This is a genomic window from Anabaena sp. UHCC 0204, assembly GCF_009711975.1.
Classification (GTDB): Bacteria; Cyanobacteriota; Cyanobacteriia; order Cyanobacteriales; family Nostocaceae; genus Dolichospermum.
Window position 1 is genome coordinate 1 of sequence record NZ_VIKW01000008.1, and the last position, 26,684, is coordinate 26,684.

The 26,684-nt window shown below is 36.8% G+C and carries 32 protein-coding genes, 1 other RNA gene and 1 pseudogene; 25 read left to right on the forward strand and 9 right to left on the reverse strand.

Annotation, left to right across the window (positions count from 1 at the left end; translation table 11 throughout):
• Nucleotides 1–247 precede the first annotated feature (247 nt).
• Nucleotides 248–1,822: an NACHT domain protein gene (locus FJR04_RS08290; RefSeq protein ID WP_168493522.1), complete on the reverse strand. Its 1,575-nt coding sequence runs from the start codon at nt 1,820–1,822 to the stop codon at nt 248–250.
• An 877-nt stretch (nt 1,823–2,699) separates the two neighbouring features.
• Here FJR04_RS08290 and FJR04_RS08295 point away from each other — a divergent pair.
• The 7 genes from FJR04_RS08295 (at nt 2,700) to FJR04_RS08325 (ending at nt 6,429) form a co-directional block, all read left to right on the forward strand.
• Nucleotides 2,700–4,130 carry a form I ribulose bisphosphate carboxylase large subunit gene (locus FJR04_RS08295; RefSeq protein ID WP_168493524.1) on the forward strand — a complete coding sequence of 477 codons (1,431 nt, stop codon included), beginning with the start codon at nt 2,700–2,702 and terminating at the stop codon, nt 4,128–4,130.
• Nucleotides 4,131–4,200: 70 nt separating this feature from the next.
• Nucleotides 4,201–4,608: a chaperonin family protein RbcX gene (locus tag FJR04_RS08300; RefSeq protein WP_168493526.1), complete on the forward strand. Its 408-nt coding sequence runs from the start codon at nt 4,201–4,203 to the stop codon at nt 4,606–4,608.
• Nucleotides 4,609–4,653: 45 nt separating this feature from the next.
• Nucleotides 4,654–4,983, forward strand: coding sequence for a ribulose bisphosphate carboxylase small subunit (locus FJR04_RS08305; protein ID WP_015079281.1), 330 nt, complete (start codon nt 4,654–4,656; stop codon nt 4,981–4,983).
• A 131-nt stretch (nt 4,984–5,114) separates the two neighbouring features.
• Nucleotides 5,115–5,342 carry a type II toxin-antitoxin system Phd/YefM family antitoxin gene (locus FJR04_RS08310; RefSeq protein WP_168493528.1) on the forward strand — a complete coding sequence of 76 codons (228 nt, stop codon included), beginning with the start codon at nt 5,115–5,117 and terminating at the stop codon, nt 5,340–5,342.
• The gene (locus FJR04_RS08315) at nt 5,339–5,719 is read left to right on the forward strand and encodes a type II toxin-antitoxin system VapC family toxin (protein WP_168493530.1); all 381 of its coding nucleotides are present in this window, start codon (nt 5,339–5,341) and stop codon (nt 5,717–5,719) included. Before FJR04_RS08310 ends, FJR04_RS08315 begins: the two co-directional genes overlap by 4 nt.
• Before the next feature lie 54 nt (nt 5,720–5,773).
• A complete protein-coding gene (locus tag FJR04_RS08320) occupies nt 5,774–6,025 on the forward strand; it encodes a hypothetical protein (RefSeq protein ID WP_168493532.1) in 252 nt (83 codons plus the stop codon).
• On the forward strand, nt 6,016–6,429 hold the full coding sequence (locus FJR04_RS08325) for a putative toxin-antitoxin system toxin component, PIN family (RefSeq protein WP_168493534.1): 414 nt from the start codon (nt 6,016–6,018) through the stop codon (nt 6,427–6,429). The genes FJR04_RS08320 and FJR04_RS08325 overlap by 10 nt, the downstream gene beginning before the upstream one ends.
• A 39-nt stretch (nt 6,430–6,468) precedes the next feature.
• Here the strand turns inward: FJR04_RS08325 and FJR04_RS08330 are convergent, their stop codons facing one another.
• Nucleotides 6,469–6,984, reverse strand: coding sequence for a GNAT family N-acetyltransferase (locus FJR04_RS08330; RefSeq protein ID WP_168493536.1), 516 nt, complete (start codon nt 6,982–6,984; stop codon nt 6,469–6,471).
• Between the two features lie 125 nt (nt 6,985–7,109).
• On the opposite strand from FJR04_RS08330, the gene FJR04_RS08335 reads away from it, so the two are divergent.
• The gene (locus tag FJR04_RS08335; RefSeq protein WP_168493537.1) at nt 7,110–8,333 is read left to right on the forward strand and encodes a ribulose bisphosphate carboxylase small subunit; all 1,224 of its coding nucleotides are present in this window, start codon (nt 7,110–7,112) and stop codon (nt 8,331–8,333) included.
• A 185-nt stretch (nt 8,334–8,518) separates the two neighbouring features.
• Here FJR04_RS08335 and FJR04_RS08340 read toward each other — a convergent pair whose 3' ends face one another.
• The 3 genes and pseudogenes from FJR04_RS08340 to FJR04_RS08350 all read right to left on the reverse strand — a co-directional run bounded on the left by FJR04_RS08340 (nt 8,519) and on the right by FJR04_RS08350 (nt 10,160).
• Nucleotides 8,519–9,355: a glycoside hydrolase family protein gene (locus FJR04_RS08340; protein ID WP_168493814.1), complete on the reverse strand. Its 837-nt coding sequence runs from the start codon at nt 9,353–9,355 to the stop codon at nt 8,519–8,521.
• Between the two features lie 69 nt (nt 9,356–9,424).
• Nucleotides 9,425–9,826 (reverse strand): annotated as a pseudogene (locus FJR04_RS26615) (peptidoglycan-binding protein); the annotation flags it as partial.
• The gene (locus tag FJR04_RS08350) at nt 9,774–10,160 is read right to left on the reverse strand and encodes a 2'-5' RNA ligase family protein (protein ID WP_168493539.1); all 387 of its coding nucleotides are present in this window, start codon (nt 10,158–10,160) and stop codon (nt 9,774–9,776) included. The pseudogene FJR04_RS26615 and the gene FJR04_RS08350, both read right to left, overlap by 53 nt.
• 157 nt (nt 10,161–10,317) lie before the next feature.
• Here FJR04_RS08350 and FJR04_RS08355 point away from each other — a divergent pair, with 157 nt between their 5' ends.
• From FJR04_RS08355 to queF, 5 genes are all read left to right on the forward strand, one after another.
• Nucleotides 10,318–10,584 (forward strand): YciI family protein, encoded by a 267-nt coding sequence (locus tag FJR04_RS08355; protein ID WP_168493541.1) that lies wholly within the window; start codon nt 10,318–10,320, stop codon nt 10,582–10,584.
• Between the two features lie 37 nt (nt 10,585–10,621).
• Nucleotides 10,622–10,718: signal recognition particle sRNA small type (gene ffs, locus FJR04_RS08360), an RNA gene on the forward strand.
• 25 nt (nt 10,719–10,743) lie between these two features.
• Entirely contained in the window at nt 10,744–11,136 is a 393-nt protein-coding gene (locus tag FJR04_RS08365; protein ID WP_168493543.1) for a phasin family protein, read from the forward strand.
• 156 nt (nt 11,137–11,292) lie between these two features.
• Nucleotides 11,293–11,712, forward strand: a complete 420-nt coding sequence (locus tag FJR04_RS08370; RefSeq protein ID WP_168493545.1) for a hypothetical protein — start codon at nt 11,293–11,295, stop codon at nt 11,710–11,712.
• 79 nt (nt 11,713–11,791) lie between these two features.
• Nucleotides 11,792–12,208: a preQ(1) synthase gene (gene queF / locus FJR04_RS08375; protein WP_168493547.1), complete on the forward strand. Its 417-nt coding sequence runs from the start codon at nt 11,792–11,794 to the stop codon at nt 12,206–12,208.
• Nucleotides 12,209–12,326: 118 nt separating this feature from the next.
• Here the strand turns inward: queF and FJR04_RS08380 are convergent, their stop codons facing one another.
• Nucleotides 12,327–13,400, reverse strand: coding sequence for a glycosyltransferase family 4 protein (locus tag FJR04_RS08380; RefSeq protein WP_168493549.1), 1,074 nt, complete (start codon nt 13,398–13,400; stop codon nt 12,327–12,329).
• A 369-nt stretch (nt 13,401–13,769) separates the two neighbouring features.
• Between FJR04_RS08380 and FJR04_RS08385 the strand changes: the two genes are divergently transcribed.
• The 7 genes from FJR04_RS08385 (at nt 13,770) to FJR04_RS08420 (ending at nt 19,947) form a co-directional block, all read left to right on the forward strand.
• Nucleotides 13,770–14,498: an ABC transporter permease gene (locus FJR04_RS08385; protein ID WP_217359261.1), complete on the forward strand. Its 729-nt coding sequence runs from the start codon at nt 13,770–13,772 to the stop codon at nt 14,496–14,498.
• Between the two features lie 359 nt (nt 14,499–14,857).
• Nucleotides 14,858–15,136 (forward strand): LuxR C-terminal-related transcriptional regulator, encoded by a 279-nt coding sequence (locus FJR04_RS08390; RefSeq protein WP_168493553.1) that lies wholly within the window; start codon nt 14,858–14,860, stop codon nt 15,134–15,136.
• 250 nt (nt 15,137–15,386) lie between these two features.
• Complete coding sequence (locus FJR04_RS08395; RefSeq protein WP_168493555.1) at nt 15,387–15,971, forward strand: Uma2 family endonuclease; 585 nt, start codon at nt 15,387–15,389, stop codon at nt 15,969–15,971.
• A gap of 115 nt (nt 15,972–16,086) precedes the next feature.
• A complete protein-coding gene (locus FJR04_RS08405; RefSeq protein WP_168493557.1) occupies nt 16,087–16,488 on the forward strand; it encodes a type II toxin-antitoxin system HigA family antitoxin in 402 nt (133 codons plus the stop codon).
• A 538-nt stretch (nt 16,489–17,026) separates the two neighbouring features.
• Nucleotides 17,027–17,983 carry a Mov34/MPN/PAD-1 family protein gene (locus FJR04_RS08410; RefSeq protein ID WP_168493559.1) on the forward strand — a complete coding sequence of 319 codons (957 nt, stop codon included), beginning with the start codon at nt 17,027–17,029 and terminating at the stop codon, nt 17,981–17,983.
• Nucleotides 17,984–17,985: 2 nt separating this feature from the next.
• Nucleotides 17,986–18,447: a hypothetical protein gene (locus FJR04_RS08415; protein ID WP_168493561.1), complete on the forward strand. Its 462-nt coding sequence runs from the start codon at nt 17,986–17,988 to the stop codon at nt 18,445–18,447.
• Between the two features lie 15 nt (nt 18,448–18,462).
• Complete coding sequence (locus FJR04_RS08420; protein ID WP_217359262.1) at nt 18,463–19,947, forward strand: ThiF family adenylyltransferase; 1,485 nt, start codon at nt 18,463–18,465, stop codon at nt 19,945–19,947.
• 318 nt (nt 19,948–20,265) lie between these two features.
• On the opposite strand, the gene FJR04_RS08425 is transcribed toward FJR04_RS08420, so the two are convergent.
• Nucleotides 20,266–20,616: a type II toxin-antitoxin system RelE/ParE family toxin gene (locus tag FJR04_RS08425; protein ID WP_168493563.1), complete on the reverse strand. Its 351-nt coding sequence runs from the start codon at nt 20,614–20,616 to the stop codon at nt 20,266–20,268.
• On the reverse strand, nt 20,603–20,845 hold the full coding sequence (locus FJR04_RS08430; protein ID WP_168493565.1) for a hypothetical protein: 243 nt from the start codon (nt 20,843–20,845) through the stop codon (nt 20,603–20,605). Before FJR04_RS08430 ends, FJR04_RS08425 begins: the two co-directional genes overlap by 14 nt.
• 477 nt (nt 20,846–21,322) lie before the next feature.
• On the opposite strand from FJR04_RS08430, the gene eno reads away from it, so the two are divergent.
• Nucleotides 21,323–22,612: a phosphopyruvate hydratase gene (gene eno / locus FJR04_RS08435; RefSeq protein ID WP_168493567.1), complete on the forward strand. Its 1,290-nt coding sequence runs from the start codon at nt 21,323–21,325 to the stop codon at nt 22,610–22,612.
• Between the two features lie 129 nt (nt 22,613–22,741).
• Here eno and argC read toward each other — a convergent pair whose 3' ends face one another.
• Nucleotides 22,742–23,800 carry an N-acetyl-gamma-glutamyl-phosphate reductase gene (gene argC / locus FJR04_RS08440; protein ID WP_168493569.1) on the reverse strand — a complete coding sequence of 353 codons (1,059 nt, stop codon included), beginning with the start codon at nt 23,798–23,800 and terminating at the stop codon, nt 22,742–22,744.
• A 368-nt stretch (nt 23,801–24,168) separates the two neighbouring features.
• Here argC and FJR04_RS08445 point away from each other — a divergent pair, with 368 nt between their 5' ends.
• The 4 genes from FJR04_RS08445 to ribBA all read left to right on the forward strand — a co-directional run bounded on the left by FJR04_RS08445 (nt 24,169) and on the right by ribBA (nt 26,533).
• Nucleotides 24,169–24,321 carry a ribbon-helix-helix protein, CopG family gene (locus tag FJR04_RS08445; RefSeq protein ID WP_371418129.1) on the forward strand — a complete coding sequence of 51 codons (153 nt, stop codon included), beginning with the start codon at nt 24,169–24,171 and terminating at the stop codon, nt 24,319–24,321.
• A gap of 8 nt (nt 24,322–24,329) precedes the next feature.
• Entirely contained in the window at nt 24,330–24,530 is a 201-nt protein-coding gene (locus tag FJR04_RS08450; protein WP_168493573.1) for a hypothetical protein, read from the forward strand.
• Nucleotides 24,527–24,769, forward strand: coding sequence for a hypothetical protein (locus tag FJR04_RS08455; RefSeq protein ID WP_168493575.1), 243 nt, complete (start codon nt 24,527–24,529; stop codon nt 24,767–24,769). Before FJR04_RS08450 ends, FJR04_RS08455 begins: the two co-directional genes overlap by 4 nt.
• A 90-nt stretch (nt 24,770–24,859) precedes the next feature.
• On the forward strand, nt 24,860–26,533 hold the full coding sequence (gene ribBA, locus FJR04_RS08460; RefSeq protein ID WP_168493577.1) for a bifunctional 3,4-dihydroxy-2-butanone-4-phosphate synthase/GTP cyclohydrolase II: 1,674 nt from the start codon (nt 24,860–24,862) through the stop codon (nt 26,531–26,533).
• The last annotated feature ends 151 nt before the right edge of the window (nt 26,534–26,684 follow it).

Consider the following 26,684-nt stretch of genomic DNA (forward strand, 5'->3'; position numbering starts at 1 on the left):
ACTTTTTTTAAAAAACGAACCGCAGAGACACAGAGGACACAGAGGTAGAGAAATAAGAGATGAGATACCTACGGTACGCTTTGCGAACACATTTTATTTAGGATAGCTATGGTTATCTATTTGAGGTTGATAGTTGATGATGAAATTCCAGTCTTAATCCTGTACATCCTCTAATCCTGGACATCCTGATTCTGACAATAATCATGGTGCGTTACGCTGTCGCTAACGCACCCTACATGGATTTTGATTATAAGTTCATCTGGTTCTCCATATAATCAGCCATACTCTTATTAAGTTCTTTAAAAAATTTCTTACGTTTATCTTTATCTAACGTATCCTGACCTTTAAGAAACTCTAGAAAACTGCGATGATAAATACTATAGTAGGTTTTCTTTTCATCTTTATTTTCTTTCGGTGTTACATATTCAATCCAATCATCTAACACATCTTTGACATCAAATTCATCTTCATCCAAAATATCTGCAATCATTCCACTAGAAATTGGTTCTCCTCTTTCTACTAAGATATAAAGTATTTTCACTTTCTTTTCATTAGTTTCTTTATCCATCCCCATCCGTGTCCAATGACTTGTATAATAGGCTTGTAAACCTTGGGGTAAACCCGTTAAAGTTAAATCGTTATATTTACCTTCAGCTATTCCCGGTAAAAGATAGCGTAAATAAATAAAATTCTCCTCACTCTTAACCGCTATTTGTTCCACAAAACTATCTTCAGAAATGTTGCGTTCATTAATCCAATTTCTGAGTTTTGCGTCGTTATTCAAAAATAAATACAGATATTCTTTTACGTCTTCCTGACTCAAAGCTGTATAATCACTCTTGGTTAAATCCAATTCACCTACAGGTGTATCTGGAGACAAAGTTAAACGTTTTGTTTCTTGATTATAAGGTCTTCTTGTTAGTAAAAAATAAATTCCATTAGGAACATTTTGTGGTAAATCTAAAAGATTGCTATTTCCTTCTTGTTCTACTTCATCTAGTGCATCTACAACAATGACTAATTTTTGTCCTTGGAGTTTTTCACTGGTTTTTTCTAGTAAGGTTCTTAAATCAGCGTTATCTACATTTTGAAGAGAATAACGTTTAATTAATTGTTGACGAATACCCGCTAAAAACTTTTCTGGTTTGTTACGTCCTTCTGCGAAAACATTAAAATAGCAGGGAAATTTAGTAGCTAAAACGTATTTAGACGCTATAGCACTTTTTCCCATCCCCGCATCCCCAATCACCGTAAAATAACCCTTGGGGTTAGATGTGAAGAAGTTATTAATCGCTTTAAATACAAAATCACGACCACAAAATAAGCGAGTTTTTTCAAAGATTAAGGCTTTAAATTCCTTCGGATAAACGTCTAAATTCCAATCTGGGTAAGGTTGATATTTTGAGGCTTTCGTTTGTTTAGCAACTGCAATAAAAGCTTCACCAAATTCTTCTAATTCCGCCAAAAAATTAATTTTTGCATTAATGATCTCTGTCTTTAATACGTTGTTTTGATTAAGAAATTTTTTGGTATTTTCTACAAACTCAAAAGGAGCATTATTACTGTAAGCATCCCAAAAATAACCTTTAATTACTTTTTCTCTAAACAGGTTTAAAATTGCTTCTGGTTTAAATACACCATATCTTACCAAAGTGTAACCATAAACAGTATCCACGTCATCAAGAATTTGGGTAGGATTGAGTTTTAATTCTTGTAAAACTTTGATAACAGCTTCATTTTTTTGAGCTTGTTTAATAATTAGTTGACTAGCTTGAGGAGCATATTTACTAATCACCGAAGTAATAGCGGCAAATTCTATCATGGATGATTACTGAAGGTTTACTATTTTGCTTACAAGTATTATTACACTTAATATACTAATAGTATTTGAATTTTGAAAAAATTTAAGTATTTCTAGGGTACGTTAGGCAACGTTAGGCGATCGCTCTAAGCGTAGCTATGGACACAAGGGATTTATGCACCCTAAGTATCTTGATAGCTTTGCTGGCACTGACAAAAATAAAATATTAGTCCTATATGGGTCTTACGTATTTTTAAAATTAAAATATACACATTTGTAAATGAATCTTAACAAAATGTTAAAACTTTATATAATTAGAAATTCAAATAGATTAAGTTAACAAAAGTTGAAAAATAACTTATTGAATTATTGATATATTGTGGGGTAAGCTACAAATTCACTGATGTGCAACTTTTTCTCCCTTGCTCATCCCAGACTAAACCTGTCTTCAGTGAATTTGCCTCATGATCAATCTTTACCCGCATTAGGTAGAGGAATCAGAGTAAAAAAAGAGAATTGCTGCAAACCAGCTTCAAAAACTGGAATGCCATCATTTTTCCGGCAAAAACTCCACAGACGGCTTGTAAAGCCAAGAAGTTGATCTTGAATCAAGTAGGTTTAGTAGGGTATGCAAACTCAAGATGACAAGATTTTGTATTCCTGGGACGAAAAATAACAGCGTCACCTAGTGTGTCTGAAGAATATGGTAAAAAATTTGTTGCGGTAAATTGCTACCACAACTAGGTTTGTGCAGCAATCCTGCCACCATAGAAACTGATCGCCCCTAATCATAAGCAAAACTTATAATCTTATTAAGAATGAATAAAGAGTAGGAATGAGAAAAAGTTGCACATAACGTGATTTGATAGTAAAAAGAGTGACTCCTTGGAAGGAAAATATGTCTTACGCACAAACGAAGACTCAGGCTAAGTCTGGGTATCAAGCTGGGGTTAAAGATTACAGACTAACTTATTACACACCTGATTACACACCTAAAGATACAGACCTTTTAGCAGCATTCCGGATGACTCCCCAACCCGGCGTTCCTCCAGAAGAAGCTGGTGCGGCTGTAGCTGCCGAGTCTTCCACTGGTACTTGGACAACTGTGTGGACAGACTTGTTGACCGACCTAGATCGCTACAAAGGTCGTTGTTACGATATCGAACCAGTTCCTGGTGAAGACAACCAATACATCTGTTACGTTGCTTATCCTTTGGACCTGTTTGAAGAAGGTTCTGTAACCAACGTATTAACCTCCATCGTAGGTAACGTATTTGGTTTCAAAGCTTTACGGGCGTTACGTTTGGAAGACATTCGTTTCCCTGTAGCTTACATCAAGACTTTCCAAGGACCTCCTCACGGTATTCAAGTTGAACGCGACAAGTTGAACAAGTACGGTCGTCCTCTATTGGGTTGTACAATTAAGCCCAAATTAGGTCTTTCTGCTAAGAACTACGGACGTGCTGTTTACGAATGTTTACGTGGTGGTTTGGACTTCACCAAAGACGACGAAAACATCAACTCTGCACCATTCCAAAGATGGCGCGATCGCTTCTTGTTTGTAGCTGAAGCTATCAACAAAGCACAAGCAGAAACCGGCGAAATCAAGGGTCACTACCTGAACGTTACCGCTCCTACCTGCGAACAAATGATCCAACGGGCTGAGTACGCTAAAGAACTCAAAATGCCCATCATCATGCACGATTACCTGACCGCAGGTTTCACCGCTAACACCACATTGTCTCATTGGTGTCGTAATAACGGTATTCTGTTGCACATTCACCGTGCTATGCACGCTGTAATTGACCGTCAGAAAAACCACGGTATCCACTTCCGTGTATTGGCTAAAGCTCTCCGCTTGTCTGGTGGTGATCACATCCACACCGGTACAGTAGTTGGTAAGTTAGAAGGTGAACGTGGAATCACAATGGGTTTCGTTGACCTATTGCGTGAAAACTACGTTGAGCAAGACAAGTCTCGCGGTATTTACTTTACCCAAGACTGGGCTTCTCTACCTGGTGTAATGGCAGTTGCTTCTGGTGGTATCCACGTATGGCATATGCCCGCGTTGGTAGAAATCTTTGGTGATGACTCCGTACTACAATTCGGTGGTGGTACTCTCGGACATCCTTGGGGTAACGCTCCTGGTGCTACAGCTAACCGCGTAGCTCTAGAAGCAGTTGTTCAAGCTCGTAACGAAGGTCGTAACTTGGCTCGTGAAGGTAATGATATTATCCGCGAAGCTGCTAAGTGGTCTCCTGAGTTGGCTGTTGCTTGCGAACTGTGGAAAGAAATTAAGTTCGAGTTTGAAGCAATGGATACCGTCTGATAATTGAGGATTTGGGATTTTGGATTTATCAACAATCCAAAATCTAAAATCTATAGGGCTGGGGTCAAGCATGGATCTAAAGCAAATTGCGAAAGAAACAGCCAAAACTCTCCAAAGTTACCTGACTTATCAGGCACTTAGGACTGTATTAGCACAGCTAGGCGAAACAAATCCTCCATTAGCACATTGGTTGCAAAACTTTTCCGCTGGGAAAATCCAAGACGGAGAAGCATATATTGAGGAACTGTTTCTGGAAAAGTCAGATTTGGCATTACGGATTATGACTGTCAGGGAACATATAGCGGCAGAAGTGATCGAGTTCTTACCAGAAATGGTACGAACTGGCATTCAGCAAGCCAATATGGAACAGCGTCGCCAGCATCTCGAACGCATCACGCAACTAAATTTATCAAGTCCCAGCCCGAAAACTGAAAAGCAGATAATATCAGATCCTAATTTGGATAATTTATCTAATTAGTCAGTCAACCAAGTAATAAAAAATCTCCCCCACTTATCAAAAACTATGCAAACTTTACCTAAAGAGCGTCGTTACGAAACCCTTTCTTACCTTCCCCCTCTGTCTGACGCGCAAATTGCCAAGCAAGTTCAGTACATTATCACACAAGGTTTCATTCCCGCAATTGAATTCAATGAAACTTCTGAACCAACAGAACTTTATTGGACAATGTGGAAATTGCCTTTGTTCGGCGCTAAAACTACTCAAGAAGTATTGAGCGAAGTTCAAGGTTGCCGTTCTCAGTATGGTAACTGCTACATCCGTGTTGTTGGTTTTGACAACATTAAGCAGTGTCAAGTTATGAGCTTCCTTGTTCACAAACCCAGCAGATACTAAGAGCTAATTAGCTAATAGTTATTTGATAAATTAAAAAGAGGGGTAGAGTTTTCTATCTCTCTTTTTTTAGTTTTGATAGACAATAGAATTGTCGGTTGAGTCGCACACACAAACAACTAAAGGTGGTAATTATGCAACAAATTACTCTTGATGAAGCATCTCAACACTTATCTGATTTAATTGAAGCAGCACTCAATGGTGATGAAATTTTCATCATGAAAGATAATCAACCTGTGGTGAAATTAATTCCTGTATTACCAGTTAAAATTCGTCCTAAATTTGGTAGTGCTAAGGGAATGATCAAAATGTCTGATGATTTTGATGAATCGCTGGAAGAGTTGAAGGAGTATATGGAATGAGGCAATTAATTGATACTCATACTCTCCTTTGGTTTACTATGGGTAATCCCAGAATCAGCGATAATTTGAGATTACAAATTGAAAATAACGACAATCTTTTGAGTGTTGCTAGTGTTTGGGAAATGGCAATTAAACACAGTATAGGTAAACTCAACTTGGAAATGAGTTTTGATGATTTTGTCGAACAGCAAATAATTGGGAACGGTATTACATTAAAGGAAATCAACCAACAGCATATTTCAGTTATTGCCCAACTGCCTTTACATCATCGTGATCCTTTTGACAGAATGTTAATTGCACAGGCTATGGTGGAAAATATACCTATAATAAGTGCTGATACAATTTTTGATGCTTATCCGATAAGGCGTTTATGGTGAAGACTAAACGCTAACAGACCCTAATAAAGTAAACTATAGTTGGAGGTAATGATCATGCCAATATTGACATTGAGTGAATCACAAATTATTGAATTAGTCAAACAGCTACCACCAGAAAGTAAACGGGTAGTTTTGTTAGAACTAGCTAAGGAAAGTGAAAATGGGCGTGAGTCTCGCATGGAATATGCTGAAACTCAACTACATAACTTATGTACTGAACGTGGTTTAAATTGGAATACCATGTCAGAAGATGAACGTGAATCATTTATAGATGATTTGGTGCATGAGGATAGACAGTGCGCCTAATAGTTGTATTTGATACAAATGTTTTACTCTCTGGTATTGGCTGGAGAAGCAAACCTTTCCGTTGTCTTGAATTGGCACGTAGCGGCATAATAGAAGGTGTAATATGTCCAGAAATACTTGAGGAAGTTACAGAAAAATTGCAGCAGAAGTTAAAATTTTCAGATACTCAAGTAATTGATACAATAGCTGATTTACTTAGCTTCCTCAGATTAGTAACAATTACTAACACTTTGAATTTTCTCACTACTGACCCAGATGATAATATGGTTTTAGAATGTGCAGTTTTGGCAAATGCAACTCACATCGTTACAGGTGACAAAAAACATTTGTTACCTTTAGTTACTTATGAAGGTATTGCAATTGTGAATGCAACAGATTTCCTTACTTTAATATTGCCTGAATAATTAACTTAATAAAGTTAAGAAGAATTAGTTTTCTATCTCTTAAATATCATAACCCATGATATAATCATCCAAAACAAAGCCACCACCAAAATCTATTACCTGACTATCAATAATTTTAAAACCAAATCGAGAATAAGCTTTAATCCCTTTTTCATTCCTTTTATTAACATTGAGAATTATTTGTTGTAGATTCATATTTTTAGCTTTTTCGTATACATGAGATAACATCATTTGACCATAACCCAAACCATGCAATGATGTTAATAAATAACATTTGTGTAATTTTAAATAACTCATATTATCCATTACTTCTGAACTATAAGATAAATAACCAACTAATTGAGAATTATGCAAGACCTGATCATAAAATATCCCTTGTTTATAAATTTCATTTTCAATTACGCCTATTCCATACATTTTATCTAGCATATACTCAATTTGTGCATTGCTGATAATTGTAGAGTAATGGTTATACCAAATTTCTCGACTGATTTTTCTCAGTTCTTCTAAATCTGTATTTAATAACTTAGTAATAGTAATTGATGAATTATTCATAGTGATAATTATATTTTTATTAAACTTATCTGTACGAATTTACAAATTTAATTTACCACTTAATTGACTATCGTTACCAAAAAAATCTATTATAATTTTAATAAATCATAACCAGGGATAATTCTATGAGTTACTATATTGCTCCTAGCTTTCTTGATAAACTTGCAGTTCATATTACCAAAAACTTCTTAAACATTCCTGGTATTCGAGTTCCCCTGATTTTAGGTATTCATGGCCGCAAAGGAGAGGGAAAATCCTTTCAATGCGAGTTAGTCTTTGAAAAAATGGGTATCGAAGTCACTTTAATATCTGGGGGAGAATTAGAAAGTCCAGATGCTGGAGATCCTGCGCGGTTGATACGTCTGCGTTATCGGGAAACAGCAGAATTAATCAAAGTGCGGGGGAAAATGTGCGTACTGATGATTAATGATTTAGATGCAGGTGCAGGACGCTTTGACGAAGGAACTCAATATACAGTAAATACCCAGTTGGTAAATGCTACACTGATGAATATTGCTGATAATCCCACAGATGTGCAGTTACCGGGAAGTTATGACTCCAATCCTTTATGTCGTGTCCCGATTATTGTGACAGGAAATGATTTTTCTACTCTCTATGCACCATTAATTCGTGATGGGAGAATGGATAAATTTTACTGGGAACCCAACCGCGATGATAAAGTGGGAATTGTCGGCGGAATTTTTGCACCTGATGGACTTTCACCACGAGAAATTGAACAATTAGTTGATACTTTTCCTCAACAATCTATTGACTTTTTTAGTGCTTTGCGATCGCGGATTTATGATGAGCAAATTCGCCAATTCATTCATCAAGTCGGTTTTGAAAATGTTTCTTTACGAGTTGTGAATAGTTTAGAAGGTCCTCCAGCATTTAAAAAGCCAGATTTTACGTTATCTCATTTAATTGAGTCTGGTAAATTTATGGTGGGTGAACAAAAACGGGTGGAAACTTCTCATTTAGTTGATGAATATAATCGCTTAAATCGAGGCAAAGGTTATCAAGCAGCTTCTCCTATTGCAGAAGTTCCAGTTAGTAAACCTGTAATTAATCAACCTCCTCATTTAAGTTTAGAAACTCAAGAACAGGTTCGGCAAATTTTAGCTCAAGGTTGTCAAATTGGGATTGAACACGTTGATGAAAGACGTTTCCGTACTGGTTCTTGGCAAAGTTGCGGTACTCTTAATATTGATGCACATTCAGATGCTATTTCTGCTTTAGAATCTTGTTTAGATGAATATAGCGGTGAATATGTGCGTTTAGTGGGGATTGACACAAAAGCCAAAAGACGAGTTGTGGAAACAATTATTCAACGCCCCAATGGGAAATAATTAGGATTTTTGGCGTTGCTGATTAAGAGTATGATTTTGTTTCACGCAGAGGCGCAGAGTCTACAGAGAGTAAGAGTTTGAAATCATTGATTTTTGAATTTCATACCCTAATTCAGCAACGCCGGATTTTTTTCATGTAGAGATGCTTTATGGACTATCTCTACATGGATTAAAGTCATTTAATACTAAACCGGAGTTAAAAATAGTTTAGCTTCTGCCTGTCTTCTCCGTCTTAATCCTGCTTCCACATTAGTTCCAGGATTCCTGTATTTTAGAAAAGTTTCTTCAATTTCATCCCATTTCTTGTCTCTCAAAACTCTAGTCATGCTGGAGAAGTTGGAATTACCATAAAAATTAGCACCCAAGTTATAAGCAAAACTCAATAAAGCTCCTTGTTGATTGACATTTAACTCGTTCCAAACAGGAATTTTGATTAGGGGTGGTAGATAGCTATTATCTAATTGTAAAATCAAAATTTCTTCGGCTTGTGCTTTAGTAATTGTTTCACCCAATTTCCATTCACTACCATCTTTTTTGCGAGTAGTTCCCCAACCAATTGTGATAGGTTTACCTCCAGAGAGAGGATCAGGATAAGCTTTGAGAAATAATCCTTCAAATTCTTTAATCAAAGCAACTCCAGGAAGTGGTACTTTTCCAGATGAACCACCATAAAGTCCTGTAATATTCAGACTTTTTTCCTGAACTACGACTTTTTCTGAGGTTTTATTTGGTGTGACGATAAGGTTTCCCAGGGATTTATTTAAAGCATCCTGGGTTTTTTTCCCGACTATTCCATCTGCGGTTAAACCCTGTTGTTGTTGAAATTGTTGGACTGCTGCTAGAGTTTTGTTACCAAAATCACCATCTATTTCTCCAAGATTAAATTTAAGTTCTGTTAAAATTCTTTGTAACTGTTCAACTTTTGCACCTTGAGAACCTTTTTTGAGAGTTTCGTTAATAAGATAAAGTTCGGAAATAGATGATTTTATAGATAAATTGTTATTCAGATTGTTTTCTGACATTACGGCCTTTTCTGCGGATTTATTTGGTGTGGATATGAGGTTTTCAAGAGATTTATTTAAAGCATCCTGGGTTTTTGTTCCGACTATTCCATCGGCTGTTAAACCTTGTTGTTGTTGAAATTGTTGGACTGCTGCTAGAGTTTTGTTACCAAAATCACCATCTATTTCCCCAAGATTAAATTTAAGTTCTGTTAAAATTCTTTGCAATTGTTCAACTTTTGCGCCTTGAGAACCTTTCTTTAGAATTTCATTGATATTGAGAATTAATTTGCCGACCATAATGATACCCTGATAAGTGAGTCTAAGTTGCTGGCTATTGATGAGGATACTATAACAATTATTAGTATATTTGAATGATTCAATGAAAGTGAATTTTTGTAAAGAAAGTTTTTGTATTTTTCTGCAAAAGAAGGAGAAATTACAGTGTTGGACAAAAAGCAAATTTTGATTTGATATTCCAGCATTTCCCATTATGAATCAGTAGGGTTAAATGAGTTGCTGTGTATTCAAAATGCAACTGACGCTGTACAAATTCTGGCCAAGCAGTCCGAAAATTCTGCTTTGTTAAATCCCGAAATGCTACTGTTAAATGAGGAACAAAGGGACTAGTCTTACTAACTTGGTCAATAATTCCTAAGTTTGATACGGCATTATCTGGCCATTCAAAGGGTGGTTGTAAGGTAATATGGGGTGGTGATTTTTGGGCGCTACGACTGGCGTATTTATCTGCAAAGTATTGTTTAATGCTATTGGCATATTCTTGAATATGTTGTGGTGGTAATAAGGCAATAAAAAAGCGATCCATTAAATTTTAGAGTGTAATTAGATAGACAATTTAATTATAGTAGCGGTTAATCTTGAAGTGTGATAGAAACAAATCTATGAATTAATACAAATATGATCACAAATCATGATAAGTTTTAGTAAATGAAAAATTGCTAATCTAAAATCCAATCCAATATATGCCTTGGTTTGTCAAGATTGAAGCTGGTAAGGTTGATAAACCTACCTTTGACCAATATGTACCCGCCCACAGAGCCTATGTACAAGAGTTGATTACTAAAGGACACAAGGCTAAAACGGGTTATTGGGCGCAAAAGGGTGGTGGGATGATGTTATTTGAGGCGGCTTCGATGGATGAAGCCCAAGCAATCGTAGCTGGTGATCCCTTGGTACAGAACGATTGTGTCAGCTATCAACTATTTGAATGGCGAATTGTTATCGAATGACACACAAATTCTGAATTTTAGTGTTATGATTCTAAAAGACCTGGATCTATGCAACTTCAACGCCCAAATCTTGTCAGGACCGGAAGGTAGCAGCAATAAGGGATGCTTGTGGTAGGCGTAGTCTCCGGGTCGCCTTATTTGTAGGAGCTTTCAGTAGCAATGCCTGGTTTTGGAGATATTGTACAAAAAGCTTTTTATCTCGGTGTTGGGTTAGCCTCTTACGCTGGTGAAAAAGCTGGGGGGAAATTAGCCGAACTGCGATCGCAAGTCCAAAAATTAGCAGATGAAATGGTAGCCAAAGGCGAGATGAACACAGAAGAAGCTCGCCGCTTTGTCGAAGATATGATGAAGCAAGCTCAACAGCAACCAACGTCTGGAGAAACATCGGAAAGAACAGCCCCTTCTGAACCTCGTCGGATCGAAATCCTTGAGGTAGACGAAGAACCAACTGTGAAAGAGGCGCAAAAAGAAAATGGCGATAATGTAGATCACTTGCGCGATCAAGTGCTAGAACTACAGGAAGAGTTAAAACGTCTGCAACGCGAACCGTAAAAAGCAATCTTTTACTTTGGGTATCAGTAGCATTTAATTCTGGAAAAATGACGCTATACCCAATATGGCTTTGTGTGCGTTACCTATTGTGTACTCTAGCATTTCCAGCCAGATGGTGTTATGCGTCATGTTTTTAGCCAGTAAGGGCATTAAGTTATGGAACAGTGGCAAAAAGACTTAATAGACATGATCGAAACCGTGGCTGATGACGTAGAGCAGTTCTTCCTGGGAATGAATGATATGGTAGATGCTTTTTTTGAGTTCACGGAAGAAATTACTGAAGAAGTACAAAACACATTTCTAGCTGATATTGATGCCTTCAGTACATTACACGAACAGTTTTTACAAGACTTAGCTGAACCACTTTTGGAAATTTACTGGGAACTCGAAGACATCGCAGAAGATGTAGATTCTGGTTTTCCTTATGCGGTAGAACCTACACTCGAAAAAAATGCAGCTTGTATTGGTTGTAGTCACTATCACGGACAAGTTTATAGCGGTAATTTGTTAGTTTGTGGTATGCACCCTCACGGCTGGGATGATGAAAGTTGTCCAGATTGGGAAAAAGGGAATTAATTCAGCAATCCATCAAGCAAGCTGGGGAGAAATGTTAAGTTAATAATTGTGAATCTCTGCATTTATTTCTACTAACATAATGAGTAACTTTGCACCGGAAACTGTATCCCCAGCCAGTCAAGAAATTAAGTATGGTGAACGCGAGATTGCGGAAGGAAAATTAATTACCTTTCCTAACCCCCGCATTGGGCGACGCTATGATATTAGTATTACATTACCGGAATTTACTTGTAAATGCCCTTTTTCCGGTTATCCTGACTTTGCAACTATTTATATTAGTTACATTCCAGATCAACGGGTGGTTGAGTTGAAGGCACTTAAGCTTTATATTAACAGCTACCGCGATCGCTACATATCCCACGAAGAAACAGCCAATCAAATTTTAGATGATGTAGTTGCAGCTTGTGATCCTTTAGAAATTACTGTGAAAACCGATTTTACCCCCCGTGGAAATGTGCATACAGTAGTTGAAGTTAGACATCAGAAAGGTGTCTAAACAAAAAATATTGTAGAGACGTTCCATGGAACGTTTCTACAAGCATTATGGATTTATGAGAATGTTTTATCAAATTAGGGCTAGGAGTCAATTGTCAATTATCAATTGTCCTTGTCTGTTAACTAACTAAAACATTGCGAAAATAACCATTTTGTTGAGCTAATTTTTCTCCAATAATCTGTTGATAAACAGCCTCATAACTTTTAGTCATCTGTTGAACACTGAAATTTTCTTCCACATATTGACGACAAACGTAACGATTCAAGCTACCTATTTTGTCAATAGAATCAATACATTCTTCGATATTATTACAGAGAAAGCCAGTTTTCCCATCAACAATAACTTCCTCTGTTGAACCTAGTCGCATAGCAATTACAGGTGTACCTGATGCCATTGATTCTACCATGACTAATCCAAAAGGTTCTCGCCAAGTAATGGGGAATAAAGTTGCATAAGCACCTCCCATAATTGCATTTTTCTGCACATGATTAGCTTCACCTAAATATTCAATTTGCTTACCATCAATATGTGGTTTAATTTCTTGTTCAAAATATTCCACATCAACTACATCCACTTTACCTGCTATTTTTAACCTCTGACCAGTTTTTTTCGCAATCTCAATTGCTAAATGTGTTCCTTTTTCTGGAGATATTCTTCCTAGAAAAGCTAAGTAAGATGGTTCTATTGGTTGAGGATAAAATTCATAACTACTAACATCTATTCCATTATAAACAGTGTCTACATAGTTTAATCCTAATCTGGGTTCTCTTTGAGAATTAGAAATACTAATATAAGGCTGTTTTCGACAATGTTTAAAGATTTTTTCATTGTCTGGTGTAAAAATGCCATGTAAAGTATGTACCGTAGGAGTTGCGACTAAGTTTGCAGATGTCAATGTTGCGACTCCCATGTGGGAATGAATAATATCAAAATCTGCTGCTTGTTCATAGACTGATGCTAGTTGTAGAAATTCATAAATACTTGAATCTCTGATAGTAGAATCTAGCCTTAAAGCGCGGGGATGAACTGATACTAATTTTGCTAAAGTTAAAGAATCTCCTGATGCAAATAGTGTCACTTCATGTCCAAGACGGACTAATTCATCAGTTAATAAACCTACAACCAATTCTATGCCACCATAAGCTGGTGGTGGTACTCTCTCCCACAATGGAGCAATTTGAGCAATTTTCATTATCAATCTCCTAAAATATCAGATTTATATTTCCAGTTATTTGAAAATAAATTGAATAACTAACAGGAAATAGCTAAAAGTTAAAAGAAATCGCCCTTATTCATGATTGTACTACCAAATCTTATGCTTTGCTTTTGTTATTTTTTGTCTATCTTAGGTAGTGTAATTATCTGATTCTTAAGAAAGAAATTAGACAAAAGATCATGGTGATATTTTTGATTTTTAACTTGACTTAAAACAAAATATCAAGTATAATATAATACGATTTATCAATAGTCGCAGATATTAAGCAAAATGAATATATACAAACAAATAAATAAACCGCGTGTTTCATGGCAGGCGGTTTTCGCACTAGTCGTATTTGTGTTTATGTACCTACCGATTTTGGTACTAGCTTTTTATAGTTTTAATAAATCACCTTACAGTGCTAAATGGGAGGGATTCACCTTAGAATGGTACGAAAAATTATTTAGTGATGAACGGATTTTATCCGGGTTATATAATAGTTTATTAGTTGCTTTTTGTGCTGTGGGAGTTTCCGCAGTGTTGGGAACATTAATGGCTGTAGGGTTGGCACGTTATGAATTTCCTGGTAAAAAAATATATCGAGGAATTGCTTATTTACCCTTATTAATTCCTGATATTGCGATCGCTGTCTCGACACTAGTATGTTTAGCAGCTTTTGCTATTCCTTTGAGTATATGGACTATCATCGCTGCCCATATCGTATTTTGTCTATCCTATGTGGGCTTGGTAGTTTCTGCGCGGATGAATAATATCAATCCTGATTTAGAAGAAGCAGCTTTAGATTTAGGTGCAACCCCCATACAAGCCTTCATTTTGGTTTTATTACCTCAATTAATGCCGGGGATTATTTCGGGGTGTTTACTGGCTTTTGTATTGAGTTTAGATGATTTTTTAATTGCTAGTTTTACCGCTGGAAGTGGTGCGAATACCTTACCAATAGAAATTTTTAGCCGCATTAGAACCGGAGTAAAACCCGATATTAATGCCTTAAGTGTAATGTTAATTTCTATGACTGCTATTGTCGCTTTAATAGGGGAATTAATTCGGACTGCGGGAGAAAAGAGAGAATAGGAGATCATGAAAAAGATCCTTGATGAGGATTTCTACAGGTTATAGAGGATTTGGGAAGAATTGCTTGACAAAAGTAGAGTAGGTATTACCAGCCTTTTCAACGCGAACTAATGAACTACTTAATCAACATCTCCAGAAAAGAATGTAGAGACGAGAATCCCTACCCATGGAACGTCTCTACAAGGGTTCAGTGACAATAAATACCTTGTATTTGTAACTTGTATGACTACAAATCTAAAATTAAAAGAAAATATTGACATTAGTATTATTAACAACATTTAAAAATGTCTACCTCGGAAAGAATCTTCTAGAATGAGAAATAAGACTTGAGTACATATACTAAGGGAGAATAGTAAGTCATGGCTGCTAGTGAGTCTGGGACACCTGTTAGTCTGTCAGACAGAGAACTGCAAATTATCGACTTAGTGGCCACTGGCTTAACTAACCAAGAAATTGCAGCTAAACTGGAAATTAGTAAACGTACAGTTGATAACCACATCAGTAACATTCTCACAAAGACTAAAACTGATAACCGTGTGGCTTTGGTGCGTTGGGCTTTACAATGGGGCAAAGTTTGTTTGAATGATGTTAATTGCTGTTCTCTTCCCCCTCGGAATGATGAAAGTCTGTCTTTGTAAAGCAACATAGTAGTCAAGAAGCTGATTCATCAGATTTTTTAACTATTTTGTAGGTTGCTTATTGAAAGTAGGAGTGATTGATTTACGCTGTTGTGTACTAATCACAGTGCATACTTGAAAAGCACAAGTGTTAGAGGCGTAAATCAATTATCTTCCGCATTATAATTTATACAATTGACACTAATAGCAAATCTCCGAATCATCTAAATTGTGGTAAAATTAATCTTAATTTTCGATGGAGAAAATAATTATGCTTTCATCTCCTTTGATATTACATTTTCCCTCATCAATGCCAATGACAGATGATCAATTTTTTGAATTCTGTCAAGAAAACCGTGATTTACGTATTGAGAGGAATAAATTTGGAGATATATCAATCATGTCACCCGCAGGTTCAGAAACAGGAAATAGAGAAGTTAATATCCTTGGACAGTTATGGGTCTGGTCAGAAAAAGATGGAACAGGTATAACTTTTAGTTCCAGTACAGGGTTTAAACTTTCTACAGGTGCAGAACGTTCTCCTGATGCTTCTTGGATCAAGTTAGAAAGATGGAATAAACTTACACCACAACAACAGAAAAAATTTGCTCCTATTTGTCCTGATTTGGTAATTGAATTAAGGTCACCTTCTGATAACTTGCAACCTTTAAAAGACAAAATGCAGGAATATATGCAAGAACCAGAAATACAATTAGGTTTATTCATTGATCGTAAAAATCGCCGAGTTTATATTTATCGTCCTGGACAAGCAGAAGAATGTTTAGAAAATCCTGATACTGTTAGTTGTGATCCTGTTTTATCAGGATTTGTTTTGAATATGGGGAAAATTTGGTAGTTATAAAAGGGAAGATGCACGTTATTAGTTTTAGAATAGTAAGAGAATATGCAAAAAATCATGCAGATTGTCAGGAATCACTAAACAACTGGTATAACATTGCTAGTAAAGCTAAATGACCCTTACTTTTAATCCAGAGAAATACAAGGAACTATTAACAGCATATCTCCCCAAAATTATCAAGACTGAAGCTGAAAATGAACAAGCTTTAGCTATTGTAGAAGATTTAATGCACCGAAACCGCAGTCCTGAAGAAGATGAACTTTATCAGTTATTAATTACTTTAATTGAAAAATTTGAACAAGAATATTATCAGATTAATCAACAACATGATCCTCAATCTATGTTGTTATTTCTTTTGGAACAATCTGATAAAAGCAAAGTTGATTTACAAGCGGTTTTGGGTTCAGAAAGTGTAGTTGATCATATTTTAAGTGGAAAGCAGAAAATAACTCTAGATTTAGCGCAAAAACTGGGAGATTTTTTTCATGTAGAAGCAAGTTTATTTCATGAGTAGAATTTATTTGTCCTGAATATCGGCAGGTTAAAGATTTTTCTGTAGCTTAGTTAGTGATAAAAACTAATGATATATTTGTAAATATTTCCTGAATATGGAAGATATATTTAGCAATTTTTCATGAGTGTTTAATTTAGTTAACAAAAATCGTCTATTTAATGATTGTAAGCCATTGATTAAATCCTCTGACGACAAAGATAATGAATCTCTAATATTATCTCTAGTTACAGGGTTTTTATCTTGACTGATATTTAATAATATCTGTTTTTCAATATTAAATAATTTCACCCACGTTGCATCGATTTAATAAGTTATTGGTATTTATATCTTCGCTTTTTACGTTTAATTACTGACGGGATGACGAGGAATTTTCGCCTATAAAAAGCAATTGTGTATACAAGAAATGTTCCGTGATTTTAAAAGTAGTGGTTACAATTTGAATGTAGTGTGTGGTTTTTTCCGAAAACTGTATCTAAATCAACAAAACTTGTAACAATGTAAGAATAGTATATTGATGGAGATTACCAGAAGAGGACAAGTGAATCAGTTTAAAACCCTTATTTATGAACAAGAGTTAGAACACATTGCAGGATGGGTTCAAGAAGATCCCAACTTAGAAACAGGTGGAGATTTATTTGGCTTTTGGACTCATTCAGGTTTTCCTGTTGTTCAGTTTGTTCTAGGTCCTGGAAAAACTAGCAGACATAATCAAACTAGTTTTTATCAAGATAGAGAACATTTAATTAAAGCAGGAGAAATTCTCAGACAGAAACATGGTCTTCAACATATTGGAGAATGGCACTCTCATCATCAGATGGGATTAGCACAACCTAGTGGGGGTGATGAAAAGACTGTTTTTAACGCCTTAAAGCAATACAAGTTTCCTAAGTTTTTGCTATGTATTGCTAATTTACGTTCAGAAAGGGAAAGTTCAGGAAGTAAATATAAAGTTAATGTTGGCTGTTTTTTATTTACTCCTTCATCTACTGAGTATCAAACAGGTTCTTGGGTAGTATTGCCTGATCAAAGTCCAATTCGTCAAGGATTAAGTCGGGGCGATAATCAAAGTTTATTGAGGAATTGTAGACGTGATAAAAACTGGGAAGTTGACATAACAACATTAGAAGAACAAAGATTAATTTCTACTGAACCAATTGAAATATCAAAGGATATATGGTATTCAACAACGAGAGGTAAGGCTTTATTAAAAGAAATTTTTGATGGCTTAAAAAACAGTTATCAAAATTGTGAAATGTTCCGTACTCCATTGGAAGAGATTTATTTTACATTTGAGCAAAATCCTAATTATGGATATGGATCTGCTTCTGATAAATGGCGTGTTGATATTCCTAATAATTTCCCTCAATCTTCACCGAAAATAAAGGTTAATGAGCGTTCATCATCGAAAATAAAAGATTGGAATGGGGCGTCTCAAGTTTTCAGGCAAATCGAAGCTTGTATCCAAAGATATTACAATGGTGAATGGAGTAAATAATTATGTCATGGAATCAAGTACAGCGTCAAAGATTAGCATTAGAAAGAGATATTCTACACAAATATTTTCCTCAATTTAACTGGATTAATCCCACGGATACTAATAATACAAGAATTGAAGGAGAAGTGAAAACTAATGTAGGTAATGTCTATAAACTCCGAGTCTATGTTCCTTCTGATTTTCCTAACTCTTTACCAGATATGGTTGTTATCTCTCCATATCCGTTAAAAGGTGATAAAGGACAAGATATGAAACAACATGAAACGAGTAGTAGTAGTATGCACACTTTAACTCCCAGAGATGGGTATGTGAAGATTTGCCACTATCGAGATTGGTTGCCTAATATAACTTTATATAAAGTTGTTTTTAAAGGTCGTCTTTGGTTAGAAGCACTCGAAGCACACAAAAGAACAGGTCAACCAATTGACGCTTTTTTAGGACATATGTATTCAACACAAGATTAAAATAAAGGCAAAATCATGAGTCAAGCAGAATCTCAAGAAGTTCAAAATTTCTTCCAACAAACAGTAGCAGCAGGAGAGACTCCTGAAGATCAAAACCTAGTATTTGACCCTACAACGGGTGAGTTAGTTGTGCAAGGGAAGAATGAAAAATTACCTAATCCTGATGCTGTAGTAGCTGATCAAATTGCTGAAGAAGGTTTTTTTGGAAAAACTTCTTTTGTGTATATGCACGAAAACCAAATTTCAACTATTTATCAAAGCTGGAAAGTATCCAAAATTGATCAAGTTCCTGCGGTAGCTTTTGGATTTGATGAGGGAGAAGTATTTCATGTATATACGTCACAACCTAAAGCTCATTTTGCGGGTATTTCTGTTACTTCAGTTATCCAAATTTTACCACAGTTTGGAAATAATGATGAAGTCTTGAATGTGGTTAATGAAATTGTTAATACAAGATTATATCAACACGAAAAACAATCGTATAATATTATAGTTTTATCTGCAATTGAAGAAGATAAATTACAATGTCGTGTTTTTATTAAGCAACCTGACGGTTCTTTGAATGAAGGAATTGTGAAATTCATTCCTGAACATTCTGAGCTTTATTCCAGAAGCCAAGGTTTGCTAGAAACTTCATTGCTTGAAGATTTTAAGGTTGGAATAGTAGGATTAGGAAGTGGTGGTTCTTCCGTAGCAATAGAATTGGCCAAAGCGGGAGTTGGTAATTTTGTCTTAATTGACTTTGATCGCTTAGAGTTAGGAAACGTAGCGCGTCATACTTGTGGAACTGGTGATTTAGGACGTTATAAAACTAAATCTGTTAGAGATTTATTATATGGCAAAAATCCTTATCTTCAAGTAGAAACTGCTGAAATAGATATCAATACTAATCTAGATCAGACTAAACTTTTACTCAAAGATTGTCATTTAATTATTGCTGCAACTGATAATAATCGTAGTCGCTTTAATCTCAATAGTATTGCATTGGAATATAAAATACCTACTATTTTTGGGAGGGCGTTAACTCGTGCTTGTGGTGGAGATATTTTAAGAGTTCGTCCTTTTGCAGGACCTTGTTTAGCCTGTGTTTTTACTAAGGATTTTTTGGAATCTCGGCAAGAAGAAGTTTCTCAATTTCGACAAGCTAGAGAGGATAATCCTGCTTATGTTCCTGATAATGAAGTCAAAGCAACTGTTCAAGTAGGTTTATCTTCTGATATTTTGCCTATATCAAATATGATTGTCAAATTGGCATTAGTTGAATTATCTCGTGGTAAAGATAGTGGTATTAAGTCTTTAGAGGAAGATTTAATTGCAGATTTTTATATTTGGGCTAATCGCCGAGATAATACTTATGAAAGTTGGCCTAAGATGGAATATGGCTCAAAAACACCTTCTATTTTACGTTGGTATGGGGCTAGATGGGAACGTAATTTATCCTGTGCAGTTTGTGGAGAAAGACAAGATACAATAAATGGCGATGATGGCTTTTTTGGATAACTGATTCAAATATCAAGATTATTGAGATTAGATAGAAATTCGTTTCTACATTTTTATATACGGGTAGGGGGTTAGCTAAAAGCTAAACCCCTACGTTATGTGTTCATGAAAATGCTATAATTATATCAAAATTTATCCTAGTACAATGCAACGCAAGTACATGAACCATTAAAAATCTTCAAAAAGCTTGTGTAATCAGCCTTTTTAATTATTAATTTTTAATTCCGCCTGACGGTACTAGCCACATTAACTTCAAAAGAGCGATACCTGCGGTAAGCTAACGCTAACGCTTTTCTGTATCTATGGAAATTAGTTATTCTATTCCATAAGCTGTTCTACAATTCCTTGAATGGTTGCAACACCAATATCCTCTTGATCAGATTTTGAATATACTGTTAACAAAATAATATTTGTAGCAGTTTGTAGATAATAAATAACTCGATATCCTGCACTTTTGCCTTTTTGAATATTGCTATTTTTCACCCTAACCTTATAAACTTGATATTCTTCTCCTAACCCTACGAGACGATCTCCTATTATTTCTCCTTCCTGCAACTGCAAAATAATGGGTTCAATATCATCACGAATTTTCCGATATCGTTTTGATAGTTTATATAATTGTTTTTCAAATTCAGGAGAAAATTTAACTGAGATATCATTCACTTTCAATTCTCTCCCATAATTCAGAAATAGGTCTAGCCTTACCTGATTTTACTTCTGCAAAAGCCCTGGTTAAACTCTCTTTTATTTCTTCAATGGGAGTATCATCAAGATCATAATCATCTGCTTCTGGTAAAAGAATAATTACTTTGACAGCATTAATATTATCAATTTGTAAAGGATAATCTAAGGTTAATTGTCCTTCTTGTATTTTTCCAGTAACTTCTAAGGCTTTCATAGTTTTTAGCTGCTTTTTAATTGTTTAGCTAATTTTGATTTAAGAAAATTATAACGTAAATATCTGGAATCTGTTTCTCACTCAGTAAGGATTTAACATTGCTAAACTGCATGGCTAAGTTTTATATCTGAGATCATGAACTCGATTTCGATATGCAATCATAACAAATATTAGTCAGAATCAGGATTTTCAGGATTTGAGGATTGTCAGGATTTTATACCTGAATATTAAAAATAAAGACAGCAATTGATGTATTCAAAATAAGTAAATTATCAATAAATAATCCTGTACATCCTGATTCAGACAAATTCCATGTTTCCTTCCATACTCAGCGAGCATTATCACCCTTCACGATTGGAAATCTTCTTTAATGTCAGCCGATTTTGCCTCAGAAACACATAAACTAACGATTGGGTTATTAGTAAACTGTAAAAGTTCAACCCTGACAACATACTCAAAATCAAGGACAAACAACGAATGACCAAATTTCTAGATACAGCTATTGAAGCTATTGTCGCCCGCGAAATCCTCGACTCACGGGGAAAACCCACAGTTGAAGCCGAAGTCCATTTAGCTAACGGCGCTATCGGAGTAGCACAAGTTCCCAGCGGGGCTTCCACAGGCACATTTGAGGCTCATGAATTGCGTGATGGCGATAAAAGCCGTTATGGTGGCAAAGGGGTACTCAAGGCGGTGCAGAATGTCAATGAGGTACTAGCTCCTAAATTACTAGGTTTGGATGCTCTCAACCAAGAAGCCTTAGACAGATTGATGATTTCCCTCGATGGTTCACCCAATAAAGCGAATTTGGGTGCAAATGCCATTTTAGGCATTTCCCTGGCTGCTGCAAAGGCTGGTGCGGAGTCTTTAGATATTCCCCTCTATCGCTATTTAGGAGGACCTTTGGCGAATTTATTGCCAGTCCCTTTAATGAATGTGATCAACGGTGGAGCGCACGCATCTAATAACGTTGATTTTCAAGAGTTTATGATTGTTCCTATTGGCGCTCCTTCTTTCAAAGAAGCATTGCGCTGGGGTGCAGAAGTATTTGCCACACTCAGCAAAGTGTTAGATGATAAAGGTTTGCTGACAGGTGTGGGTGATGAAGGTGGTTTTGCACCTAACCTAGAATCTAACCAAGTAGCTTTAGAATTGCTGGTAGCGGCGATTAAACAAGCTGGTTACAAACCTGGTGAAGATGTAGCCTTAGCTTTAGACGTGGCTGCTAGTGAATTTTACAAAAATGGCCAGTATGTCTATGATGGTAAACCCCACTCACCAAATGAGTTTATTGATTATTTAGGACAATTGGTTGAGCAATATCCCATTGTTTCCATTGAAGATGGTTTACATGAGGAAGATTGGCAAAGTTGGCAATTACTAACTCAGAAGTTAGGCTCAAAAGTGCAGTTGGTGGGTGATGATTTGTTTGTCACCAACGCCACCCGCTTACAAAAAGGCATTGAACAAAAAGCCGCTAATTCGATTTTGATTAAGTTGAATCAAATCGGTTCTCTAACTGAAACTTTGGAAACCATTGATTTAGCGACTCGCAACGGTTTCCGTTCAGTAATTAGCCATCGTTCCGGTGAAACTGAAGATACAACCATTGCTGATTTAGCAGTAGCTACTCGCGCCGGTCAAATCAAAACCGGTTCTCTGTGTCGCAGTGAACGAGTAGCTAAATACAATCGCCTCCTCCGCATTGAGCATGAATTAGGCGATCGCGCCATCTATGCTGGTACTGTGGGTTTAGGACCAAAATAGGTGACAGGTGACAGGTGACAGGTGACAGTAAAAGAAGGTAAGAGGTGAAAGAAAGATCATATTTCTTGCCTATTCCCTATTCCCTATTCCCTATTCTCTGTCACCTGTCACCTGTTCCCTGTAACCTAATTAAGGATAAAACCCAACTTTAGGTAATCCTAAGGTTTCATCCCAACCCAACATGATATTCATACACTGAATTGCTTGTCCGGCTTGACCTTTAATCAGGTTATCAATGGCTGACATGACGATAACGCGCCCGGTGCGGGGGTCAACTTCTAAGCCGATATAACAATTGTTACTTCCACACGCCCATTTAGTTTGGGGATAAGTGCCACTATTACAGATTTTCACCCAAGGGGAATTGCGGTAAAAGGCGCTGTAGATGGTAATCAGGTCATCACGGACTAAACCGGGATCGCGCATGGTGGCGTACACAGTGGCTAAAATCCCCCGCACCATGGGGATCAGGTGGGGTGTAAATTGGATTTTTACGTCATGTCCTGCCAATTCACTACAAATCTGCTCAATTTCTGGGGTGTGGCGGTGTCTACCGACGTTATAAGCACCCAGAGAGTTATCGGCTTCGGCTAACAACAGGTTGACTTTGGCTTGTCTTCCGCCCCCAGATGTGCCGGATTTGGCATCAATGATGGCTGTTTCAGGAACTATTAAACCTTGTTTTAGAAGTGGGGAGAGTGCCAGCAAACTAGCTGTAGGATAGCAACCAGGACAGCCGACCAGATTGGCTTCGGCAATGCGATCGCGGTACAATTCCGGTAAACCATAAACTGCTGTTGCTGCTATAGTGCGATCGCTTCTTTCTGTTCCATACCAAGTCGTATAAGTTTTCAAATCACCGAAGCGATAATCAGCACTCAGATCCAGTACCTTACAACCTTTTTCTATAAGTTGGGGAGCGATTTGGCAAGCTAGTCCATTGGGTAAAGATAGAAATACCACTTCACAACGACTAGCAATAATATCCGGTTGGACTGCCTCAATGGGCAAATTAACTATATTACCGAACTGTGGATACAGGTCAGCAAAGGATTTACCTGCGCTGCTTTCACCACCTAAATAAACGATTTCTACTTCAGGATGATCCATCAGCAGTCGCACTAGCTGCACTCCACCATACCCTGACGCGCCAACGATTCCAACTGGTACGCGTCTTAAATTTCCCATGATCTTAAATCCTTATCCACTTTTAGTTATCTATTATCAGTCATCAGCAGTCCAGCTAGTCGCTAATTACTAAAGACTTCTTGCTATTGAACTTTCGCTGCATTGTATAGCAAAGAGCATCTTTTAGCGTACCTATAATTACAAATATCTTTAAAAAAGAATCACACTCATAGTGTGTATAAAATCAGTACCACTAAAGATTATGTTTTTTATGTGACAGAAAATTATAAATTTCCAAGCCCGATACCAAGTTAGTTTTACTGTGGTATAGTATTGGTAAGTAACGGCAAGTATTGACACTCTAGAATTAAGTTATCCGAAAAGGTTATAAATAGCGTTATAACGACGCTGATTATATCAAAATGATTGTGGCTACCAAAAAACCTAAAGTGACTATTTACTTGCCAACTGAATTAAAAGCAGAATTAGACAATTGGGCTGAAGAAGAAAACAGGAGTGTTAGCAATCTTGTGGAAACTGTCCTCAAGAATGCGATCGCCAACCGTCAAAATAAAAAATAGTTGACAACATGAATGACAAGAATGAACCAAATAACCCAGATGAGGAGGAATTTGATCCAGTAACAGATACAAGAGATTGGTCTGCGGCTGTTACAGAGTTAGCTTGTTTTGCTTTAGCAAGAAGAAAGGGAAAACGGCTGGTCAAAATTATTAATACGAAAAAGTCATCAATGCCTATCATTTGTATTTTTGAGGATTACCCAGAATGATTACCGTAGCGACCCAAGTTCCCATTAATACTATTGTTCCTATGTTAATTGCTATTAGCGATCGCAATTGGGAACAATTTAAAACTCTAGAGTCTGATTTTGTTGATCAGTATGGAGTGGATGTATGGGAAGAAGTTTTTAATTTCCGCCTCAAACCAGCACTAGACAAAGATTCTGACCGATGGTTACTGGTTCAGTGGTGCAGTACAGGTATCAAATCCGTCAAAAATGTGACTTAGTTTTTAGACAAAATCTAATTCTGAGAAACAAGCTACAATTTACAATAAGAAATTGTTAAAAAAATTTACGTTGGTAGCTGGAAATTTTCTGTGTCACAGCCTAAGACAACTCAAACCTTTAAATTTGATACTATTGATGCCGCTTTGGCCGATCTCAAAGCTGGTCGTGTCATCGTCGTCGTAGATGACGAAAATCGAGAAAATGAAGGCGATTTAATTTGTGCCGCCCAATTTGCCACCCCTGACATGATTAACTTCATGGCCGTAGAAGCCAGAGGGTTGATTTGTCTGGCTATGACAGGCGATCGCTTGGATGAACTAGACTTACCATTAATGGTGAGCAAGCTGACAGATACTAACCAAACTGCATTCACCGTTAGTATTGATGCTGGTCCCCATTTGGGCGTTAGCACTGGTATTTCCGCCGAAGACCGCGCCCGCACGATTCAAGTCACCCTCAACCCAGCCACCAAACCGGAAGAATTGCGCCGTCCAGGTCATATTTTCCCACTACGGGCTAGGGCGGGAGGCGTACTCAAACGGGCAGGACATACAGAAGCCGCTGTTGACTTAGCCAGACTAGCTGGACTTTACCCAGCCGGGGTAATTTGTGAAATTCAAAACCCTGATGGTTCAATGGCTCGGTTAAATCAGTTAGTTGAATATGCCAAAAATCATCACCTGAAAATAATTAGCATTGCTGATTTAATCAGTTATCGTCTGCAAAACGATCGCCTGGTATATCGCGAAATTATTACCAAGCTACCCAGCGAGTTTGGTCAATTTGATATTTACGGCTACCGCCACACCCTAGATAATACAGATCACGTCGCTATTGTCAAGGGAGATCCAGCAAATTTCCAAGATCAACCAATCATGGTGCGAATGCACTCAGAATGTTTAACGGGTGATGCTTTGGGTTCTTTGCGCTGCGACTGTCGAATGCAATTGCAAGCCGCATTGAAAATGATTGAAAATGCTGGTCAAGGTGTCGTTGTTTACCTGCGTCAAGAGGGACGGGGAATAGGCTTAATTAACAAGCTGAAAGCCTACTCTTTGCAGGATATGGGCTTGGATACGGTAGAAGCAAATGAGCGTTTAGGATTTCCGGCTGATTTGCGCGATTATGGCATGGGGGCGCAAATTCTCATGGATTTGGGCATCAAAAAAATCCGCCTCATTACCAATAATCCCCGGAAAATTGCTGGTGTCAAAGGTTATGGTTTAGAAGTTGTAGATCGTCTTCCCCTCTTAATTGAGTCTAATGATTTCAATTCCTATTATCTAGCTACCAAAGCCAAGAAATTGGGACATATGTTGTTACAAACTTATCTAGTAACAATAGCGATACATTGGCAAGATGAACCGGAATCCGTAACTGAACGTTATGAACGATTAGAAAAAATACGGCATTTATCAAAGAATCAGCATTTATTGTTACAAGAAGAAGCCCGTCCATTAGGAATCGCTTTATTTGATCAACCATCTTTAACTGTACATTTAGGTTTTGATCAAGCTAATATTGCTGAATCTAATTGGTATCAACAAAAAGGACATCCTTACCTGCAAGCAATTTGCCAGATTTTAGATGAAATCGCAACTTTACCCTATATTCAGAAAATGGAATTTCTCATTGCGACAGGTAGCGATCCTTTGAGTAATTTGCAGGTACAGTTAGACAGGCAAATCTTCTCTGTTGGTTTACTACCTTCATCTTTAAAAGATAACTTACAAACTCAGCAGATTTACAGTTTTAGTAAGTAGGATTTCCTAAATTTCCATATATTGATCATAGCTCTAGTTTTATAGCTGGAGCTATTTGTTCATTATTTATGTATGCTTGAGTAAGCCCACAAATAAAAGTTGCTATAAACTAGATAATTAGCAAGTACAAAAAGTATAATTTTTAGGTGTT

Bases quoted from the DNA above. Each gene is read 5' to 3' on its own strand.
- FJR04_RS08290 (WP_168493522.1), bottom strand. From the start codon at position 1,822: ATGATAGAATTTGCCGCTATTACTTCGGTGATTAGTAAATATGCTCCT.
- FJR04_RS08295 (WP_168493524.1), top strand. From the start codon at position 2,700: ATGTCTTACGCACAAACGAAGACTCAGGCTAAGTCTGGGTATCAAGCT.
- FJR04_RS08300 (WP_168493526.1), top strand. From the start codon at position 4,201: ATGGATCTAAAGCAAATTGCGAAAGAAACAGCCAAAACTCTCCAAAGT.
- FJR04_RS08305 (WP_015079281.1), top strand. From the start codon at position 4,654: ATGCAAACTTTACCTAAAGAGCGTCGTTACGAAACCCTTTCTTACCTT.
- FJR04_RS08310 (WP_168493528.1), top strand. From the start codon at position 5,115: ATGCAACAAATTACTCTTGATGAAGCATCTCAACACTTATCTGATTTA.
- FJR04_RS08315 (WP_168493530.1), top strand. From the start codon at position 5,339: ATGAGGCAATTAATTGATACTCATACTCTCCTTTGGTTTACTATGGGT.
- FJR04_RS08320 (WP_168493532.1), top strand. From the start codon at position 5,774: ATGCCAATATTGACATTGAGTGAATCACAAATTATTGAATTAGTCAAA.
- FJR04_RS08330 (WP_168493536.1), bottom strand. From the start codon at position 6,984: ATGAATAATTCATCAATTACTATTACTAAGTTATTAAATACAGATTTA.
- FJR04_RS08335 (WP_168493537.1), top strand. From the start codon at position 7,110: ATGAGTTACTATATTGCTCCTAGCTTTCTTGATAAACTTGCAGTTCAT.
- FJR04_RS08340 (WP_168493814.1), bottom strand. From the start codon at position 9,355: ATGTCAGAAAACAATCTGAATAACAATTTATCTATAAAATCATCTATT.
- FJR04_RS08350 (WP_168493539.1), bottom strand. From the start codon at position 10,160: ATGGATCGCTTTTTTATTGCCTTATTACCACCACAACATATTCAAGAA.
- FJR04_RS08355 (WP_168493541.1), top strand. From the start codon at position 10,318: ATGCCTTGGTTTGTCAAGATTGAAGCTGGTAAGGTTGATAAACCTACC.
- FJR04_RS08365 (WP_168493543.1), top strand. From the start codon at position 10,744: ATGCCTGGTTTTGGAGATATTGTACAAAAAGCTTTTTATCTCGGTGTT.
- FJR04_RS08370 (WP_168493545.1), top strand. From the start codon at position 11,293: ATGGAACAGTGGCAAAAAGACTTAATAGACATGATCGAAACCGTGGCT.
- queF (WP_168493547.1), top strand. From the start codon at position 11,792: ATGAGTAACTTTGCACCGGAAACTGTATCCCCAGCCAGTCAAGAAATT.
- FJR04_RS08380 (WP_168493549.1), bottom strand. From the start codon at position 13,400: ATGAAAATTGCTCAAATTGCTCCATTGTGGGAGAGAGTACCACCACCA.
- FJR04_RS08385 (WP_217359261.1), top strand. From the start codon at position 13,770: ATGTACCTACCGATTTTGGTACTAGCTTTTTATAGTTTTAATAAATCA.
- FJR04_RS08390 (WP_168493553.1), top strand. From the start codon at position 14,858: ATGGCTGCTAGTGAGTCTGGGACACCTGTTAGTCTGTCAGACAGAGAA.
- FJR04_RS08395 (WP_168493555.1), top strand. From the start codon at position 15,387: ATGCTTTCATCTCCTTTGATATTACATTTTCCCTCATCAATGCCAATG.
- FJR04_RS08405 (WP_168493557.1), top strand. From the start codon at position 16,087: ATGACCCTTACTTTTAATCCAGAGAAATACAAGGAACTATTAACAGCA.
- FJR04_RS08415 (WP_168493561.1), top strand. From the start codon at position 17,986: ATGTCATGGAATCAAGTACAGCGTCAAAGATTAGCATTAGAAAGAGAT.
- FJR04_RS08420 (WP_217359262.1), top strand. From the start codon at position 18,463: ATGAGTCAAGCAGAATCTCAAGAAGTTCAAAATTTCTTCCAACAAACA.
- FJR04_RS08430 (WP_168493565.1), bottom strand. From the start codon at position 20,845: ATGAAAGCCTTAGAAGTTACTGGAAAAATACAAGAAGGACAATTAACC.
- eno (WP_168493567.1), top strand. From the start codon at position 21,323: ATGACCAAATTTCTAGATACAGCTATTGAAGCTATTGTCGCCCGCGAA.
- argC (WP_168493569.1), bottom strand. From the start codon at position 23,800: ATGGGAAATTTAAGACGCGTACCAGTTGGAATCGTTGGCGCGTCAGGG.
- FJR04_RS08450 (WP_168493573.1), top strand. From the start codon at position 24,330: ATGAATGACAAGAATGAACCAAATAACCCAGATGAGGAGGAATTTGAT.
- FJR04_RS08455 (WP_168493575.1), top strand. From the start codon at position 24,527: ATGATTACCGTAGCGACCCAAGTTCCCATTAATACTATTGTTCCTATG.